General features: G+C 65.8%; 16 protein-coding genes. 8 read left to right on the top strand and 8 right to left on the bottom strand.

The genetic code is table 11. The annotated features are described in order from the left end of the window. Positions 1-124: 124 nt before the first annotated feature. Positions 125-790 carry a GntR family transcriptional regulator gene (locus tag AC1MB9_RS09550; RefSeq protein WP_479961726.1) on the bottom strand — a complete coding sequence of 222 codons (666 nt, stop codon included), beginning with the start codon at positions 788-790 and terminating at the stop codon, positions 125-127. A 213-nt stretch (positions 791-1,003) separates the two neighbouring features. On the opposite strand from AC1MB9_RS09550, the gene AC1MB9_RS09555 reads away from it, so the two are divergent. From AC1MB9_RS09555 to AC1MB9_RS09570, 4 genes are all read left to right on the top strand, one after another. Beyond that, positions 1,004-1,852, top strand: a complete 849-nt coding sequence (locus AC1MB9_RS09555) for a substrate-binding periplasmic protein (protein WP_479961727.1) — start codon at positions 1,004-1,006, stop codon at positions 1,850-1,852. 139 nt (positions 1,853-1,991) lie between these two features. Beyond that, positions 1,992-2,765 carry an amino acid ABC transporter ATP-binding protein gene (locus AC1MB9_RS09560; protein WP_479961728.1) on the top strand — a complete coding sequence of 258 codons (774 nt, stop codon included), beginning with the start codon at positions 1,992-1,994 and terminating at the stop codon, positions 2,763-2,765. Positions 2,766-2,774: 9 nt separating this feature from the next. Next, positions 2,775-3,407: an amino acid ABC transporter permease gene (locus AC1MB9_RS09565; RefSeq protein ID WP_479964616.1), complete on the top strand. Its 633-nt coding sequence runs from the start codon at positions 2,775-2,777 to the stop codon at positions 3,405-3,407. Next, on the top strand, positions 3,404-4,060 hold the full coding sequence (locus tag AC1MB9_RS09570) for an amino acid ABC transporter permease (protein WP_479961729.1): 657 nt from the start codon (positions 3,404-3,406) through the stop codon (positions 4,058-4,060). The genes AC1MB9_RS09565 and AC1MB9_RS09570 overlap by 4 nt, the downstream gene beginning before the upstream one ends. Before the next feature lie 22 nt (positions 4,061-4,082). On the opposite strand, the gene trmD is transcribed toward AC1MB9_RS09570, so the two are convergent. Beyond that, positions 4,083-4,817: a tRNA (guanosine(37)-N1)-methyltransferase TrmD gene (trmD, locus tag AC1MB9_RS09575; protein ID WP_479961730.1), complete on the bottom strand. Its 735-nt coding sequence runs from the start codon at positions 4,815-4,817 to the stop codon at positions 4,083-4,085. 25 nt (positions 4,818-4,842) lie between these two features. After that, entirely contained in the window at positions 4,843-5,205 is a 363-nt protein-coding gene (gene nirD / locus AC1MB9_RS09580) for a nitrite reductase small subunit NirD (RefSeq protein ID WP_479961731.1), read from the bottom strand. 221 nt (positions 5,206-5,426) lie between these two features. Here nirD and nirB point away from each other — a divergent pair, with 221 nt between their 5' ends. The 3 genes from nirB to AC1MB9_RS09595 are packed head-to-tail and all read left to right on the top strand — an operon-like array spanning position 5,427 to position 10,009. Then, positions 5,427-8,036: a nitrite reductase large subunit NirB gene (gene nirB / locus AC1MB9_RS09585; RefSeq protein WP_479961732.1), complete on the top strand. Its 2,610-nt coding sequence runs from the start codon at positions 5,427-5,429 to the stop codon at positions 8,034-8,036. Positions 8,037-8,039: 3 nt separating this feature from the next. Beyond that, entirely contained in the window at positions 8,040-8,828 is a 789-nt protein-coding gene (gene cobA / locus AC1MB9_RS09590) for a uroporphyrinogen-III C-methyltransferase (RefSeq protein WP_479961733.1), read from the top strand. After that, positions 8,828-10,009: a uroporphyrinogen-III synthase gene (locus AC1MB9_RS09595; protein ID WP_479961734.1), complete on the top strand. Its 1,182-nt coding sequence runs from the start codon at positions 8,828-8,830 to the stop codon at positions 10,007-10,009. Before cobA ends, AC1MB9_RS09595 begins: the two co-directional genes overlap by 1 nt. A 76-nt stretch (positions 10,010-10,085) precedes the next feature. Here AC1MB9_RS09595 and rimM read toward each other — a convergent pair whose 3' ends face one another. From rimM to rpsP, 3 genes are read right to left on the bottom strand one after another with little or no spacing between them, the layout of a single operon-like run. Next, positions 10,086-10,742, bottom strand: a complete 657-nt coding sequence (gene rimM, locus AC1MB9_RS09600) for a ribosome maturation factor RimM (RefSeq protein WP_479961735.1) — start codon at positions 10,740-10,742, stop codon at positions 10,086-10,088. An 8-nt stretch (positions 10,743-10,750) separates the two neighbouring features. Beyond that, a complete protein-coding gene (locus AC1MB9_RS09605) occupies positions 10,751-10,987 on the bottom strand; it encodes an RNA-binding protein (RefSeq protein WP_479961736.1) in 237 nt (78 codons plus the stop codon). A gap of 3 nt (positions 10,988-10,990) precedes the next feature. Beyond that, complete coding sequence (rpsP, locus tag AC1MB9_RS09610; protein WP_479961737.1) at positions 10,991-11,410, bottom strand: 30S ribosomal protein S16; 420 nt, start codon at positions 11,408-11,410, stop codon at positions 10,991-10,993. Positions 11,411-11,613: 203 nt separating this feature from the next. On the opposite strand from rpsP, the gene AC1MB9_RS09615 reads away from it, so the two are divergent. Continuing rightward, positions 11,614-12,747, top strand: coding sequence for a glutamate--cysteine ligase (locus AC1MB9_RS09615; protein ID WP_479961738.1), 1,134 nt, complete (start codon positions 11,614-11,616; stop codon positions 12,745-12,747). A 159-nt stretch (positions 12,748-12,906) separates the two neighbouring features. On the opposite strand, the gene AC1MB9_RS09620 is transcribed toward AC1MB9_RS09615, so the two are convergent. Next, on the bottom strand, positions 12,907-13,716 hold the full coding sequence (locus AC1MB9_RS09620; RefSeq protein WP_479961739.1) for an LLM class F420-dependent oxidoreductase: 810 nt from the start codon (positions 13,714-13,716) through the stop codon (positions 12,907-12,909). A gap of 8 nt (positions 13,717-13,724) precedes the next feature. After that, positions 13,725-14,207, bottom strand: coding sequence for an META domain-containing protein (locus AC1MB9_RS09625; protein WP_479961740.1), 483 nt, complete (start codon positions 14,205-14,207; stop codon positions 13,725-13,727). Positions 14,208-14,236: the final 29 nt, after the last annotated feature.

Consider the following 14,236-nt stretch of genomic DNA (forward strand, 5'->3'; position numbering starts at 1 on the left):
CATGCGCGTCTGAACGGCGTTCAGACGCGCATGATCGGGAGGTCACGCGGGCACACCAGGCGCGACCCAGCGCGCAGGCTGTCGCCCCGATCGGCTGCGCGCCGACCCCGCTGTCGCGTCACACTCAGGGTTTGGAGTAGTTGAGGTGTTCTGTCATGAGAGTCTCGGCGAGCGGTCGATCGTGGGCGAGAATCGCCTCGAGGATCAAACCGTTCTCGGTCGCACAGTGCTGGAGCCGGCCCGGCTCCAGCAGTCGGTAGGTGTCATTGATGCGGCTCTGATCTCGAAGGTTCTCGATGATGGCCAGCAGACGGCGATTGCCCAGCATCTCGATGAGGCTGAGGTGAAATCTCTGGTCCGATTCGAGAAACTCCAACATGTTGTCGGGATCGGCCTGGGTGACGGCCGCGTTCGCCAGCGCGCGCAACCGCACCACGTCCTGCTCCGAGAACTCCAATTCTGCCGTACGGCCAATCGCCGGTACCTCATTGAGAAGGCGAAGGTCATAGACCTCGAGCTGATCCTGCGTCGTCATCTCGACGACGCGATAACCCCGGTTGCGCACGACTTCCAGAAGGCCCTTCTCGCTCAGGGCCATCATCGCCTCCCGGACCGGACTGTTCGAAACGCCCAATTGCACGGCCAGCGAGTTGGCGGAGTAGATCTTCCCCGGCTCCATCTCCCCCGACATGAGCGCACGTCGCACGATCGAAATGGCCTCGTCCTTCAGTGTCCCCCGAATCTGTATGACACCGGAGAGCCCCCGTGCCAGGGGCGGTGATTCACTCATGATTCTCCTTGGGGAAGGCCGACAACAACGAAGCAGGACATGTCGACGTTACCAAGCCTGACCGCCGCAGCCGGCTCATACATTCGGCCGGAAGAATCTTCACATCCTTCTTGACAAAACCATCGGGAACGGTGCACATTGGTGATCGACAACCAGTTATATATAACACATTACACCCCAGTGTGTTCCCGACTCGTTTATCCAGGAGATCTCGTGAAGCTGAACAAAGTAGTTGCATCCGCCGCCTCGGTCGCTTTTCTTGCCGCCGCTCTTGCGGGGTGCTCTTCCGATGCCGGGCCGGCGGCCGTCGCTGAGGGTTGCACTCCGGAATCAGAGTTCTCCACCGTGACGGCGGGAACGCTGACCGTTGCGGTACCCGAATTTCCGCCCTTCTCGTCCTCCAGCGATGGTGTGATGTCCGGCGTGGATGCCGAGATCCTGAACGCTTTTGCGGAGAACAACTGCCTCACCGTGACAACCCAGAGCACGTCATATGCCGGCACCATTCCCGCCGTGCAAAGCGACCGCGCCGATGTGGCCATCGGCTGCTATTACCGCACAGCCGCCAGGGCCGCGATCGTCAGCCTGTCCGATCCCATCTATACCGACCAAATGGCGTCCGTCTCGGCCGACGGCGTCGTAGACATCGCTGCGATGGAAGCGCTGCAGGTCGGGACTGTCGACGGCTACCTCTGGGTGCCCGACATGAAAACCGTGATGGGAGACAACCTCACGATCTACCCGAGCGCGGTGGAGATGAAGGCCGACTACTCGGCCGGCCGTATCCAGGTGGGTCTGGATGGGTTCGGGTCAGCGGCCCTCATGTATGACGGGGCGACCGACACCGTCGTCAAGGGCGTGGCCCCCGACAGCCGAGTCATTGCTTCGCAGGAACCGGCGCAGATCGGCTTCCCGCACACGATGGACAACACGGACTTGACGGATGCTCTCAACGCGTCCATCGCGACCATGAAGACGGACGGCTCCATCGAAGCCATTCTCGTGGCCAGCGGACTTCCGGCGACGTCGGGTGAAACCGGAGAACCGCGTTTGGTGCAGTAGCCACCCCGGTTTCCCTCTCCCCCGTTCCCTCTCCCCCTTGAAAGGCCGGCCGTTCCATGAGCGCCATCAGTTCCCTCCGCGCGACCTCCGCGGGGCCCACGACGGAGGCCTCGCCTTCCCTGATCGAGCGGGTCGTCTCGTGAACCGGGCACCGGTCACCGTGCAGAAACCGGTCGTCGAGGTGCGCCGTTTGGCCAAGGCCTACGGGGATACGGTCGTCCTTCGAGATGTTTCCCTGTCGATCCCGGCCGGGACCGTCACGGCGATGATCGGTCCCAGCGGAGCCGGCAAGAGCACTCTGCTGCGCTGTCTCAACCTTCTCGAGCAGCCCGACAGCGGTGAAATAGAAATCGACGGGCACCATCTCACCGCCGGCGAACAGGTGAGTGCCAAGGATCTCGCGGCGCTTCGCCGCAGCGCGGGCATGGTCTTCCAGCATTTCAACCTGTTTCCGCACCTCACCGTGCTTCGGAACGTGAGCTTGCCCCAGGAACGCGTGCTGAAGAAGACCCGGGATGAGGCGAACGCCAAATCGATGGAGCTCCTGACCCGAATGGGGCTGGCCGACAAGGCCGATCAATACCCCTCCCGGTGCTCTGGCGGACAACAGCAACGAATCGCCATCGCGCGGGCGTTGGCCTTGGATCCGCGGGTGATGCTCTTCGACGAGCCCACCTCGTCGCTCGACCCTGAGGTCGGCGTGGAAGTGCTCGAGGTGATGAAAGAACTCGCGGCGGAAGGCATGACCATGATCGTTGTGACGCATGAAATGGCCTTCGCGTCCAACGTCGCCGACGAACTCGTCGTGATGGCCGATGGCGGGATCATCGAGAGCGGCCCGCCCCGCGAAATTCTCCGGGACCCACAGCACGATCGCACCCGACGGTTCCTCCGGGCCGTTCTGGACCGGTGACCCGTGGACATGGTGCTGGCCATTCTGATCGGCCTGCCGCTGACCATTCTCGTGACGGTCCTTGCGCTCCTGCTTGGCTCCGTCCTGGCCCTCCCGCTCGTTGCCGGGCTGAGGAGCTCGAGTCGAATCGTGTGGTTGCTGAGCCGTGGCATCGTCGACCTTTTGCGAGGAATACCACCCGTCGTCTGGCTCTTCATCCTGTATTACGGAGTCTCCGTCGGCGCGATTCGCCTCAGCCCTCTGCAAGCCGGAGTCCTGGGCCTGGGTATCGTTGCGGCTGCCTACCTCGCGGAGATCTTTCGAGGGGCACTCACTGCTGTGCATGCGGGCCAATGGGAAGCCAGCTCGGCGCTGGGACTTGACGCCTTCACCGTCTGGTCGCGCATCGTCTCCCCGCAGGCATGGCGAGCAGCAATCCCGGCCTATACAACCTTTGCCATCGGTCTCCTCAAAGACTCCTCGATCGCTTCGACCATCGGCGTGGCCGAAATCGTGTTCATGTCCAATCACTACGCGCGACAATCGGGCGGCAGCATCACGGTCTACTTCGTCGCCGCAGCCGTGTACATCGTGCTGAGTGTTCCGCTGGGAATGCTGTCGCGCAAAATCGATATCCGCATGAGGAAGACGGTGACGCGATGAACACGTTCCTGGAGGATTTCGCCTCATTTGCGCCCGGCCTGCTGGGCGGCCTGCGCATCAGTCTGCTGCTCACGGCCGCCAGCCTGTTGTTCGGGCTGCCGATCGGCCTCGTGTTCGCCTTCGGCGTCACCGCAAAAAACAGGTTCTTCCGCTTCGTGTCGGTCTTCTTCGTCGAAGTGGGCCGCGGCGCCCCCGCCCTGGTCGTGCTGCAGCTGATGTACTACGGCCTGCCGAACGCGAATATCACCCTGAGCTCTCTTGCCTCCGCGTGCCTGGCCCTCACCTGGACCACGGCGGCGTACTCCGGGGAGCTCATCCGCGGAGGCCTGCAGGCCGTACCCGAAGGCGAAATCGAGGGGTCAGAAGCGCTCGGCATGAGCCGTGCGGACACGATGCGTTTTGTCATTATTCCGCAAGGGATGCGCATCGCACTTCCGTCCCTGATGGGCTTCGCCGTGTTGCTGTTTCAGATCACGTCCCTGGCCTACTCGGTGGCTGTTCCCGAGCTGATGAGCCAGGCCTATTCCACCGGTTCCTCCACCTTCAAATACCTGACCGTCTTTGTCGCTGCCGGCCTGCTCTACGCGTCCATATCCATCCCGGCGACCTGGCTGTCCGTGTGGCTCGAACGATCCATGAGCAAGCACCTATAGTTTCGATTGCAGAAAGCGGTCGCTACGACGCGGAGCTGTCCACAGACTCGACGAGCAGGTCGGGCCGCACACGCCGGGTGCGTTCCAGCTGCTGCTCACGTCGCCAGGCCGCGATCGCAGCGTGATTGCCGCTCAACAGAACCGGGGGTACGGGCAGGCCGCGCCACTCGTTCGGTTTGGTGTAGCTGGGGTATTCCAACAGGCCGTCCTCGTGGGATTCTTCCACGAGGCTCTGCGGGTTTCCGACGACACCGGGAATCAGGCGTCCGACGGCTTCGATCATCGCCATCACGGCGACCTCTCCCCCGTTGAGTACGTAGTCACCGAGGCTGATCAGGCGCACCCGCCCACGGGTGGCGTAGTGGTCGACGACGCGCTGGTCGATGCCCTCATAGCGCCCGCATCCGAACACGAGGTGGGGCTCCTCGGCGAGCTCCCGGGCCGTGGCCTGCGTGAACTGCTCACCGGCCGGCGACGGGAAGATGATGGTGGGGCCGTGCGCGTCTCCAGGCTCCTCGTCGGCGGGCGCCGCCCCGAGAATGGAGTCGAGCGCGTCACCCCACGGCTCAGGCTTCATGACCATTCCGGCGCCGCCGCCGTACGGCGTGTCATCGACGGTGCGGTGTCGGTCATGGGTGTGGTCGCGCAGGTTGTGCACGCCCAGTTCGATCAAACCGGACTGGCGGGCCTTGCCGAGCAGCGACAGGTCGAGCACATCGAAGAATTCCGGAAAAATGGTGACGATATCAATGCGCATACTCAAATTCTAGAAGAGCGGATGCCTACACAGCGACCTCGATGAATCCGCCGACGATCCGCGTCTGGAAGGTGCGCAGGAACAGGGTCGAATCGGTGAAGCATTCCCCCGTGCCCAGGTCGTACACCTCCTTGTGCAGCGGCGACGCGATGGTGGGCCGGTCTCCGCGGGAGCCGACGATTCCGCGGGCCATGACATAGGCATCCGTGTGCGGGTCGCGGTGGCAGACGGCGTACACCTCGGAGGTTGACAGCAGGAAGAGCGCGATCTGCTTCATGCGCATGAGTGCGGCTTCGCCCCACGACGGTTCGAGATCGGTCACCGCGCAGGCACGTTCCCAGACGGGAGCGTTCGGCGCGGCCGCGGCGGGGGTGAGGGTGAGGGTCATGTCGCTCCCGAGTGTCAGTGTGCGTGGTTGCTGCGGTGGGTTGGCGTTCACGCTACGCGGGGCGTATTTCCGACAGCAGCGCCGTTTGTTTCGCCGGAGTGAAACCCACCTCACAGCGACGCACGGATGCTGTGGGGGTTTCGTTCTCTCCGGGATACACGGGCGACACGACGGAGAAACCGCCCCGCCATACGCTCGGCATCAGCCCTGAAAGGATGCTGATGACTTCTGCGACTCACCCCACCCCCGAGACAGCCCGGCGACGCGTGATCGTGATCGGCGGTGGTCCGGCCGCGCACCGCCTCACCGATGCCCTGCACTCTCGCGACACCGAGCACGCCCTCTCGGTGGTGGTGATGGCCGAGGAATCCCACCTCCCCTACGACCGGGTGGCGCTCAGCCGGCGGCTGGCCGGATCGGTCGATCTCACCCTCGAACCGAGCGGTGTCTGGGACGCCGAACACATCGCTTTGCGTATCGGCGAGCGCGCCGACATCATCGACCGTGCGGCGCAAACGGTGACCACGTCGACCGGTCATGTCTTCGGCTACGACGAACTGGTACTGGCCACCGGGTCGAGCGCCCCGGTGCCCGACATGCCCGGTTCCGCCCACATTCGCGTGTACCGCACGCTCGACGACGTCGATGCCCTCGTCGCGGAACTGGCCGCGCTCAGGGAGTCGCTCGGCCGCGCGCCGAAGGTGGTCGTGGCCGGCGGCGGTCTGCTCGGTCTGGAGGCGGCCGGGGGGCTGCACGCGCTCGGCGCCGAATCGGCGATCGTTCACTCGGGCGGCTGGCTGATGTCCGCGCAGCTTGACGAGGGCGGCGGGCAGGCCCTCGGGCGCCTCATCGTGGCCCAGGGCATCGAACTGCACCTCGGCACCCGGGCGCGCACCGTGCTCACGAACGACGAGGACACCGCCATCACCGGCCTGCAGCTCGGCAACGGCACGACGATCCCGGCGGACATGGTCATCTACGCGATCGGCATCGCGCCGCGGGACGAACTGGCGCGCGCCTCGGGCCTCGGCGTCGGCACGCGCGGCGGCGTCACGATCGGCGACGATTGCCGCACGAGCGACCCGAAGATCTGGGCGATCGGCGAGGTGGCGAGCTGGAACGACCGGTGCGTGGGACTCGTGGCACCGGCCAATGCCATGGCAGAGGTGGTCGCCGACCGGCTGCTCGGCGGCGAGGCGCTCTTCACGACCGTCGACGACGCCACCAAGCTCAAGCTCTCCGGCGTCGACGTGGCGAGCTTCGGCGATGCCCTCGGCACGACGCCGGGCGCACTGGAAATCGTCTACGCCGACCCGGCGCGCGGCCTGTACCAAAAACTTGTGGTGACCGACGACGCCAAAACCCTCCTCGGCGGCATTTTCGTGGGCGACGCAGGCCCGTACTCCCTGCTGCGGCCCCTGGTGGGCCGCGAACTCGGCAGCGAACCGGCCGCGTACCTCTCCGCCGCCGGCGCCGAGGCCCCGGCCGATGACGAGCTCCCCGACGACGCCCTCGTGTGCTCCTGCAACATGGTGACCGCCGGCACCGTGCGCGGCGCCGTGCAGGGCGATGAGCACACCGATGCGTGCACCGAGCTCGGCGCGCTGAAGACCTGCACTAGGGCAGGAACGCAGTGCGGGTCGTGCGTACCCCTCGTGAAAAAGCTGCTCGAGGCCGAGCTGATCGCCTCCGGCCAGACCGTCTCGCACGCGCTCTGCGAGCACTTCGAGCTGAGCCGGCAGGAACTGTTCGAATCCGTGCGGGTGCTCGGCCTCACCTCGAGCGAGGAGATCTTCACTCGGTTCGGCACGGGCCGCGGCTGTGACGTGTGCAAACCGGCCGTCGGGTCAATCCTGGCCAGCCAGCACACGGCCTACATTCTCGACGCCGGCCGCGGGACCCTGCAGGACACCAACGACCGGGCCATGGCCAACATGCAGAAGGACGGCACCTACTCGGTGGTCCCCCGCATCCCCGGCGGCGAGATCACCCCGACGAAGCTCGCCGTGATCGCCCAGGTCGCACTGGACTTCAACCTGTACACGAAAATCACGGGCGGGCAGCGCATCGACCTGTTCGGCGCCCGCCTCGAACAGCTGCCGGACATTTGGAGAGTTCTCGTCGACGCCGGCTTCGAATCGGGGCAGGCGTATGGGAAGGCGCTCCGCAACGTGAAGTCGTGCGTCGGCTCGACCTGGTGTCGCTTCGGCGTGCAGGATGCGGTGGGTCTCGCCATCCGGTTGGAGCTGCGCTATCGGGGCCTGCGAGCCCCGCACAAATTCAAGTTCGGCGTCTCGGGGTGTGCCAGGGAGTGCGCGGAGGCGCGGGCCAAGGACGTCGGGATCATCGCATCCGACAACGGTTGGAACATGTACGTGGGAGGCAACGGCGGGTTCCAGCCCTCCCACGGCCAGCTGCTCGCCACCGACCTGGATGAGAGGACACTGATCAGCTACATCGACCGTTACATGATGTATTACATCCGCACGGCGGATCGCATGCAGCGCACGGCCAGGTGGATGGAGGAGCTCGACGGCGGACTCGAGCACGTGCGCGAGGTGGTCATCAATGATTCCCTCGGTCTCGCCGCCGAGCTGGAGGAGGCGATGGCCGCACACGTCGACAACTATGAGGACGAGTGGGCCGCGACGCTCGGGGACCCGGAGCGGCTGCGCCGGTTCCGTTCCTTCGTGAACGCCCCCACCACGGCCGACCCGAGCCTTGCCCTCGTGAGCGAACGTGACCAAATGCGTCCTGCCACTGCCGAAGAGCGAGCAGATTCACGTACGGTGATTCTCAGTGGAAGCCGCATACCAGTCCGAGGAGAGTAAAAGATGAACGCCCCTGAGTCAGGACAGCCCGGACGGGTAACCCTCGTCGGTGGCGGCCCGGGGTCGGCCGGGCTGCTCACCCTCGCCGCCGCGCAGGCGCTTCGCGAGGCGGAGGTCGTGCTCTACGACCGTCTCGCACCGACCGACGATCTCCGGGCGCTCGCACCGAACGCGCGCCTGATCGACGTGGGCAAGCTTCCGGGCAACCACGCCATCCCCCAGGGCGACATCGAAAGGCTCATCGTGAGCCACGCCCTCGCCGGCTCCCGAGTCGTTCGGCTCAAGGGCGGCGACCCGTACATTTTCGGCCGCGGCAGCGAAGAAGTGCTCGCCTGCCACTCCCACGGCGTCCCCGTGACCGTCGTCTCTGGCGTCACGAGCGCGATCGCGGTCCCCGCAGCGGCCGGCATCCCCCTGACCCATCGCGGCATGAGCCATGCCTTCACGGTGATCTCCGGTCACGCGCCACTGACCGAGAACGAGCTTGAGGGCCTTGTGCTCCTCGGCAGCACCATCGTGGTGCTCATGGGCGTCGGCACGCTGCCCACCCTGACCCAGGGTCTGCTGCGCCACGGCATGACCGCGGACCTCCCGGTCGCGATCATCGAGCGCGGCTTCAGCGCGACCCAGCGCACGACCATCGCCAACCTCGGAACCATCCTCGGCGAGGCGGCACGCGCGAGCGTCACCTCCCCCGCCGTACTCGTGATCGGGGAGGTTGTGCGCCTCGCGTTCACGGGCGACACGAGCGCGGAAGACCTGATCAGCCGGGCCGGCGAGTTCGCGGCCTGATGCCTACAGATCGCACAGGGCCCCCGAACCATTCCGACAAGGCCGGACCGGCGGAGTCCCCCGAACTGTCGACGGCCGCCTTTCAACCCACCCAGCTGGAGGGCTTCCGCATCGGCGTCACGAGCGACCGCCGGTCGAGCGACCTGATCGACGCCTTCGAACGCCGCGGCGCCCGCGTCGTGCATGCGCCGACGCTGCGGATTGCGCACTCGCAGGAAGACGGCCCGCTTCAGGGCGACACCCGGGCCATGATCGCGGCCCGGCCGGACGTGCTCCTCGCAACGACCGGCTACGGCGTGCGGCGTTGGTTCGAGGTGGCGGAGGCCGACGGGCTCGGCGACGCCCTCACCGAGGCACTCTCCGACACGAAGATCCTCGTCCGCGGTCCCAAGGCACGCGGAGGAATCCGCGCGGCGGGCCTCAACGATGCGGGAATGAGCGATTCCGAGACCACCGCGTCCCTGGTCACCAAGGTTCTGGAGGACTACCCGGCCGGGCTCACCATTGGGATTCAGGTACACGGGTTCACCGACGAGGAACAACTCGACCGACTCCGGGCCGTGCACCGGAACGTGCTGATCGTCGCCCCGTACCGCTGGATCGCCGTGGATGACACCGACGATCGGGTCTACAAACTCGTCGAAGCCATCTGCGCCCGCCAATTGGACTGCGTCACGTTCACGAGCGCACCGTCGGTGCACGCCCTGTTCGGCGCCGCGGAGGGCATGAGCATGTACCCGCAACTCGTGTTGGCTTTGCAAAGCCAGGTGTGCGCCGCCGCCGTCGGCCCGGTGACGGCCGCCCCGCTGAAGGCCGCCGGAATCATTCCCATTCAGCCCACGCGCTTTCGCATGGGTGCCCTGATCCGGCTGGTCTGCGAGCATCTGGAGCAGAACGCGATCCTGCGGGTGCAAACGCAGCACGGCCCGCTGGCCTTGCGCGGGTGCGTCATCGAGATCGGCGACGAGCGGGTGCAGCTGCCGCCGACGGCCCTCGCCATCATGCGTGCGCTCGTTGCCGCGCGCGGCGCCGTGGTGTCCCGTGACGATCTCACCCTGGCGCTTCCCGGCCCGGTCGACGACCATGCCATGGAGGTCTCGCTCAGCCGCCTGCGCCAAACGCTCGGCGTTCCAGGGCTCGTGGCCACGGTCGTGAAGCGCGGCTACCGACTCAACGTGTAGCGACGCCGCGTGGCGGTGCATACACAAAACGCCCACCCCCGGTGGGGATGGGCGATCGGTGACAGGTCGGTGCCGGTCAGTCTTTCTCGGCTTCCGGCTCATCAGAGGCCGGCTCGTCGACGGATGCGTCGGCATCCGTTTCCGGTGCGGCCTCGGTGTGAGCAACATCCGCCTGCTCGGGAAGCTCTTCGAGCAGTCCGGGAGGCGGGGTGATCGTGACGGTTCCGGCCTTCACATCGACGGCGGGAACGATCGCCTTCACAAAGGGGATCATCACGTCGCCGGTGGGGGTCTTGACGATGAGCAGGTCCTGCGCGGGCATGTGCTCAAGGCGGGAGATCGTGCCGATCTTCACATCGTCGCGCATCACGGCGAGGCCGATGAGCTGGTGGTCGTACCAGGCATCTTCTTCGTCGGACTGCTCAGCCGCGTCGGACTCGATCCAGAGAATCGCCTTGGCGAGGGTCTCCGCGGTGGTGCGGTCCGGAACATCCTTGAAGAAACCGACGGCCTGCTGGTTGTACCAGCGAAGTTCGACCAGTTCAAGGGTTTTCCCGTGCCACGGCGTACCGGTGGGCACCTGGAGGGTGAACACAGCACCCGGGACGAAACGTCGTCCCGGGTCGTCCGTGAACAGTTCAAGCTTGATCGCTCCCTTGAGCCCGTGGGCCTTCGTGAGTCGCCCCACCCGAAGCTGGTTGCGCGTCTGCGTACTGTCGTCGACCGAATTCATGGGAGACCCTAGGAATCGGTGTCGACGACGTCAACGCGAACGCGGCGGCCATCGGCCAGCGCAGCTACGAGAGTGCGCAGGGCCTTGGCCGTGCGACCCGCACGGCCGATGACCCGGCCGAGATCCTCGGGGTTCACACGAACCTCAAGAACCTCACCACGGGGAGAGTTCTTCTCAGCAACGTGCACATCGTCCGGGTGATCAACGATCCCCTTGACGAGGTGCTCAAGTGCGGGAGCGAGCAAGATTTACGCCTTGGTCTCGTCGGTTGCCTCTGCGGCAGCCTCGGTGGACTCGTCGGCCTTGACCGCGGGCTTCTCGGCCTTGGGGCGCAGGACGGGCTTCTTCTTCTCGTCGGCGACGAAGGCAGCCTTGGGCTCCTTGATCTTGACGGTGCTCTTGGCGTCCTTGTCACCCTTGAAGATGCCCCAGTCGCCGGTGAGACGAAGCAAGGCCGCAACCTGCTCGGTCGGCTGTGCGCCGACACTCAGCCAGTACTGTGCACGCTCAGACTTGACCTCGATGACCGAGGGCTCCTGCGTGGGGTGGTAGACGCCGATCTCTTCGATGACACGACCATCGCGCTTGGTGCGCGAGTCGGCAACGACGATGCGGTAAAACGGTGCACGGATCTTGCCCATGCGCTTCAGACGGATTTTGACAGCCACAATTCTCCAGTGTTATCTCGATGTTTGGCGAACCTGAGGCCGTGAGCGTGGGGGCACACTCGGCATAAGCTTCTAGAGGATCTTCCTACACCGGGATAGAGGGCGGGGCATAGTGATCTCGACTGATCATTCTGCCAGACTTTTACCCTTTGTGATAATCGTATGATGGCGGGTACATTTCGCGCGCGTCTGAAGGAGCAAGAGTGGCACTTGAATTCGCCCGATCGGGCCGATCGTCTGTGGGCATCGAATGGGAGATTGCCCTCGTCGACCGCACCACGGGCGACCTCGTGTCGATAGCCGACGACGTGCTCGACGCCCTGCGCCGCCCCGACGGGTCCCGGCACCCGACCATCACCGGCGAGCTGCTGCTCAACACGATCGAGGTCGTGTCGGGAGTGCACCAGAGCGTCGGCGGCGCGGTAGCGGATGTGGCCGGCCAGGTCGCCGAGGTGCGCGCGGTCGTTGCTCCCCGCGGCGTTGACCTCATCTGCAGTGGTTCGCATCCGTTCGGGCAATGGTACGACCAGGCGATCACCGACAAGCCGCGGTACCACAAGCTCATTGATCGTACGCAGTGGTGGGGGCGCAACATGATGATCTGGGGCATTCACGTGCACGTGGGCATCGAAGACAAGAACAAGGTCATGCCCATTCTCAACGGCATGCTCACCTACATTCCGCACCTGCAGGCCCTCGCCGCGTCGAGCCCGTACTGGGCGGGCGTGGACACCGGTTTCGCCTCAAACCGCGCGCAGATGTTCCAGCAGCTGCCCACCGCCGGCCTGCCATGGGACCTGCCCGACTGGGCGGCCTGGGAAAGTTACGTCGACGACATGACCACGACGGGAATCATCGACGACGTCACGGAGGTGCGCTGGGACATCCGACCGGCTCCGCGCTGGGGCACGATCGAGGTGCGGGTCTGTGACGGCGTGTCAACGACGCAGGAACTCGGCGCGATCGCGGCCCTCATCCAGTGCCTGGTCGAGTGGATGTCGACGAGGCTCGACGCCGGCGAGACGGTACCTACCATGCAGCCGTGGTTCGTGCGCGAAAACAAGTGGCGCGCCGCCCGCTACGGGCTCGACGCCGAGATCATCCTCGACGCCGCCGGGGCCGAACGGCTCGTGACCGACGACGTGCGCCTCCTCATCGACACGCTCTCCCCCGTCGCCGAGCGTCTGGGCTGCCTGGGCGAGCTCCTGGATCTGCATGAGATCATCGACAACGGCGGCAGTTATCAGCGCCAGCTCCGTGTGGCGGCGGAGGCCGGCGGCCGCCTGCCGGCCGTCGTGGCCGCGCTCAGCCGCGAACTCGAGCACGGCCTGCGCTGAGGCGCGTCTCGGGGGAACCGCCGGTCGAGGCGCGAGCGATCGAGACCAAGCGAGACACCCAGCCCAGCCACGCCCGAGGACCACCTCACGCGGCCTCGATCGCTCCTCCGTCGCGCCTCGACCAACGCGGCGTCGGCTCGCGCCTCGACCAGCGCGGCGTCAGCTCGGGGTGGCGGGCGCCTGGGCGTTCTTCGAGTCGCGCCAGGCCAGCCAGTCCACGGCGTGCGCGAGGTCGTAATCGGGACCGGAGACGCCGATCGTGAACAGGCGCGCACCCAGCTCGTACAGCTCTTCGGCCTGCGCCACCGTGCGGCCGCGCAGCTCGGTGGAGATCTCGATCTCCGACAGGTCGCGGCCGACCTTCTCGCACCACTCGCCAAGCACCCCGAGCTTGTGCTCGAGCACGGTCGGATCGGCGAAGGAATGCCAGATGTCCGCATGCTGGGCCACGATGCGCAGGGTCTTCCTCTCGCCACCGCCCCCGATCAGCACGGGAATCTGGCGGGTGGGCGCCGGGTTGATCTTCGCCCAGCGCGCCTCGATGCGGTTGAGGCTGTCGTCGAGGGCATTGAGGCGGGTGCCCGGGGTGCCGAACTCGTAGCCGTACTCGTCGTAGTCACGCTCGAACCAGCCGGCACCGGTGCCGAACAGGAAACGTCCGCCGCTGATGTGATCGATGGTGCGGGCCATGTCGGCCTGCAGGTCCGCGTTGCGGTAGCTGTTGCAGTTCACGAGCGCGCCGATCTCGATGGTCGACGTCTGCTCCGCCCAGGCGGCGAGAATCGTCCACGACTCGAAGTGCAGGCCGTCCCGGTCGCCGCTCAGCGGGAAGAAATGGTCCCAGTTGAAGGCGACATCGGCGCCGAGTCCTTCGACGGCTTCGACCGTGTCGCGGATCTTCGAGTAGGTGGCGTGCTGCGGAGCAATCTGCACTCCGAGGCGCACAGGACGTGGTGTTGTGGGGGTCATGAACTCGCCTAGTTTGTCGGTGTATCGGTGGGAGTGACGACGTGTTTGAGGGGCTCCCGGCCGGCCACGAGCGTCGCAACCTCGCCGGACTCATCTTGCAGCACGAGACTGTCACCGTCGACGGTGGCCCTCGTGGCGTTGGAGAACAGTGCCGGCAGCGGTTTGCCGTCGCAACCGATCAGCGTGCTCGGCCCGGATGTTGTCACAAGGGTGCCGTCCGCGGCGACCTCCCATGTGCCGCGCACCACATTGCATCCGTCGGACCCGGTCCACGTGCCGTCTTCCGCGATCGTGAGAAACGGCGTCGTCGCCAGCGTCTGGTCGGGGTTCACGACCCAGGTGCCCACAATGCTCTGCGGGGCCGTGGGAGTCGGAGTCTGCCCCGCGTCGGAGGACGTCGGTGATGCACAGGCCGCCAGGAACGCGATCAGGCTCATGCCCAATAGGAAGGTTCCGCCCACGCCGCGACGTTGTCGCGACGTCCCAGTCATGGTGAGTCTCGAGTGCACGGGCATGAGCT

This window comes from Cryobacterium sp. AP27, from assembly GCF_056680495.1.

What these genes read in the sequence shown, in the direction of transcription:
- nirD (WP_479961731.1), bottom strand. Translation starts at nt 5,205, where the DNA reads ATGACCCTCACCCTCACCCCCGCCGCGGCCGCGCCGAACGCTCCCGTC.
- trmD (WP_479961730.1), bottom strand. Translation starts at nt 4,817, where the DNA reads ATGCGCATTGATATCGTCACCATTTTTCCGGAATTCTTCGATGTGCTC.
- rimM (WP_479961735.1), bottom strand. Translation starts at nt 10,742, where the DNA reads ATGAATTCGGTCGACGACAGTACGCAGACGCGCAACCAGCTTCGGGTG.
- cobA (WP_479961733.1), top strand. Translation starts at nt 8,040, where the DNA reads ATGAACGCCCCTGAGTCAGGACAGCCCGGACGGGTAACCCTCGTCGGT.
- AC1MB9_RS09565 (WP_479964616.1), top strand. Translation starts at nt 2,775, where the DNA reads ATGGTGCTGGCCATTCTGATCGGCCTGCCGCTGACCATTCTCGTGACG.
- AC1MB9_RS09570 (WP_479961729.1), top strand. Translation starts at nt 3,404, where the DNA reads ATGAACACGTTCCTGGAGGATTTCGCCTCATTTGCGCCCGGCCTGCTG.
- AC1MB9_RS09550 (WP_479961726.1), bottom strand. Translation starts at nt 790, where the DNA reads ATGAGTGAATCACCGCCCCTGGCACGGGGGCTCTCCGGTGTCATACAG.
- AC1MB9_RS09625 (WP_479961740.1), bottom strand. Translation starts at nt 14,207, where the DNA reads ATGACTGGGACGTCGCGACAACGTCGCGGCGTGGGCGGAACCTTCCTA.
- AC1MB9_RS09595 (WP_479961734.1), top strand. Translation starts at nt 8,828, where the DNA reads ATGCCTACAGATCGCACAGGGCCCCCGAACCATTCCGACAAGGCCGGA.
- nirB (WP_479961732.1), top strand. Translation starts at nt 5,427, where the DNA reads ATGACTTCTGCGACTCACCCCACCCCCGAGACAGCCCGGCGACGCGTG.
- AC1MB9_RS09620 (WP_479961739.1), bottom strand. Translation starts at nt 13,716, where the DNA reads ATGACCCCCACAACACCACGTCCTGTGCGCCTCGGAGTGCAGATTGCT.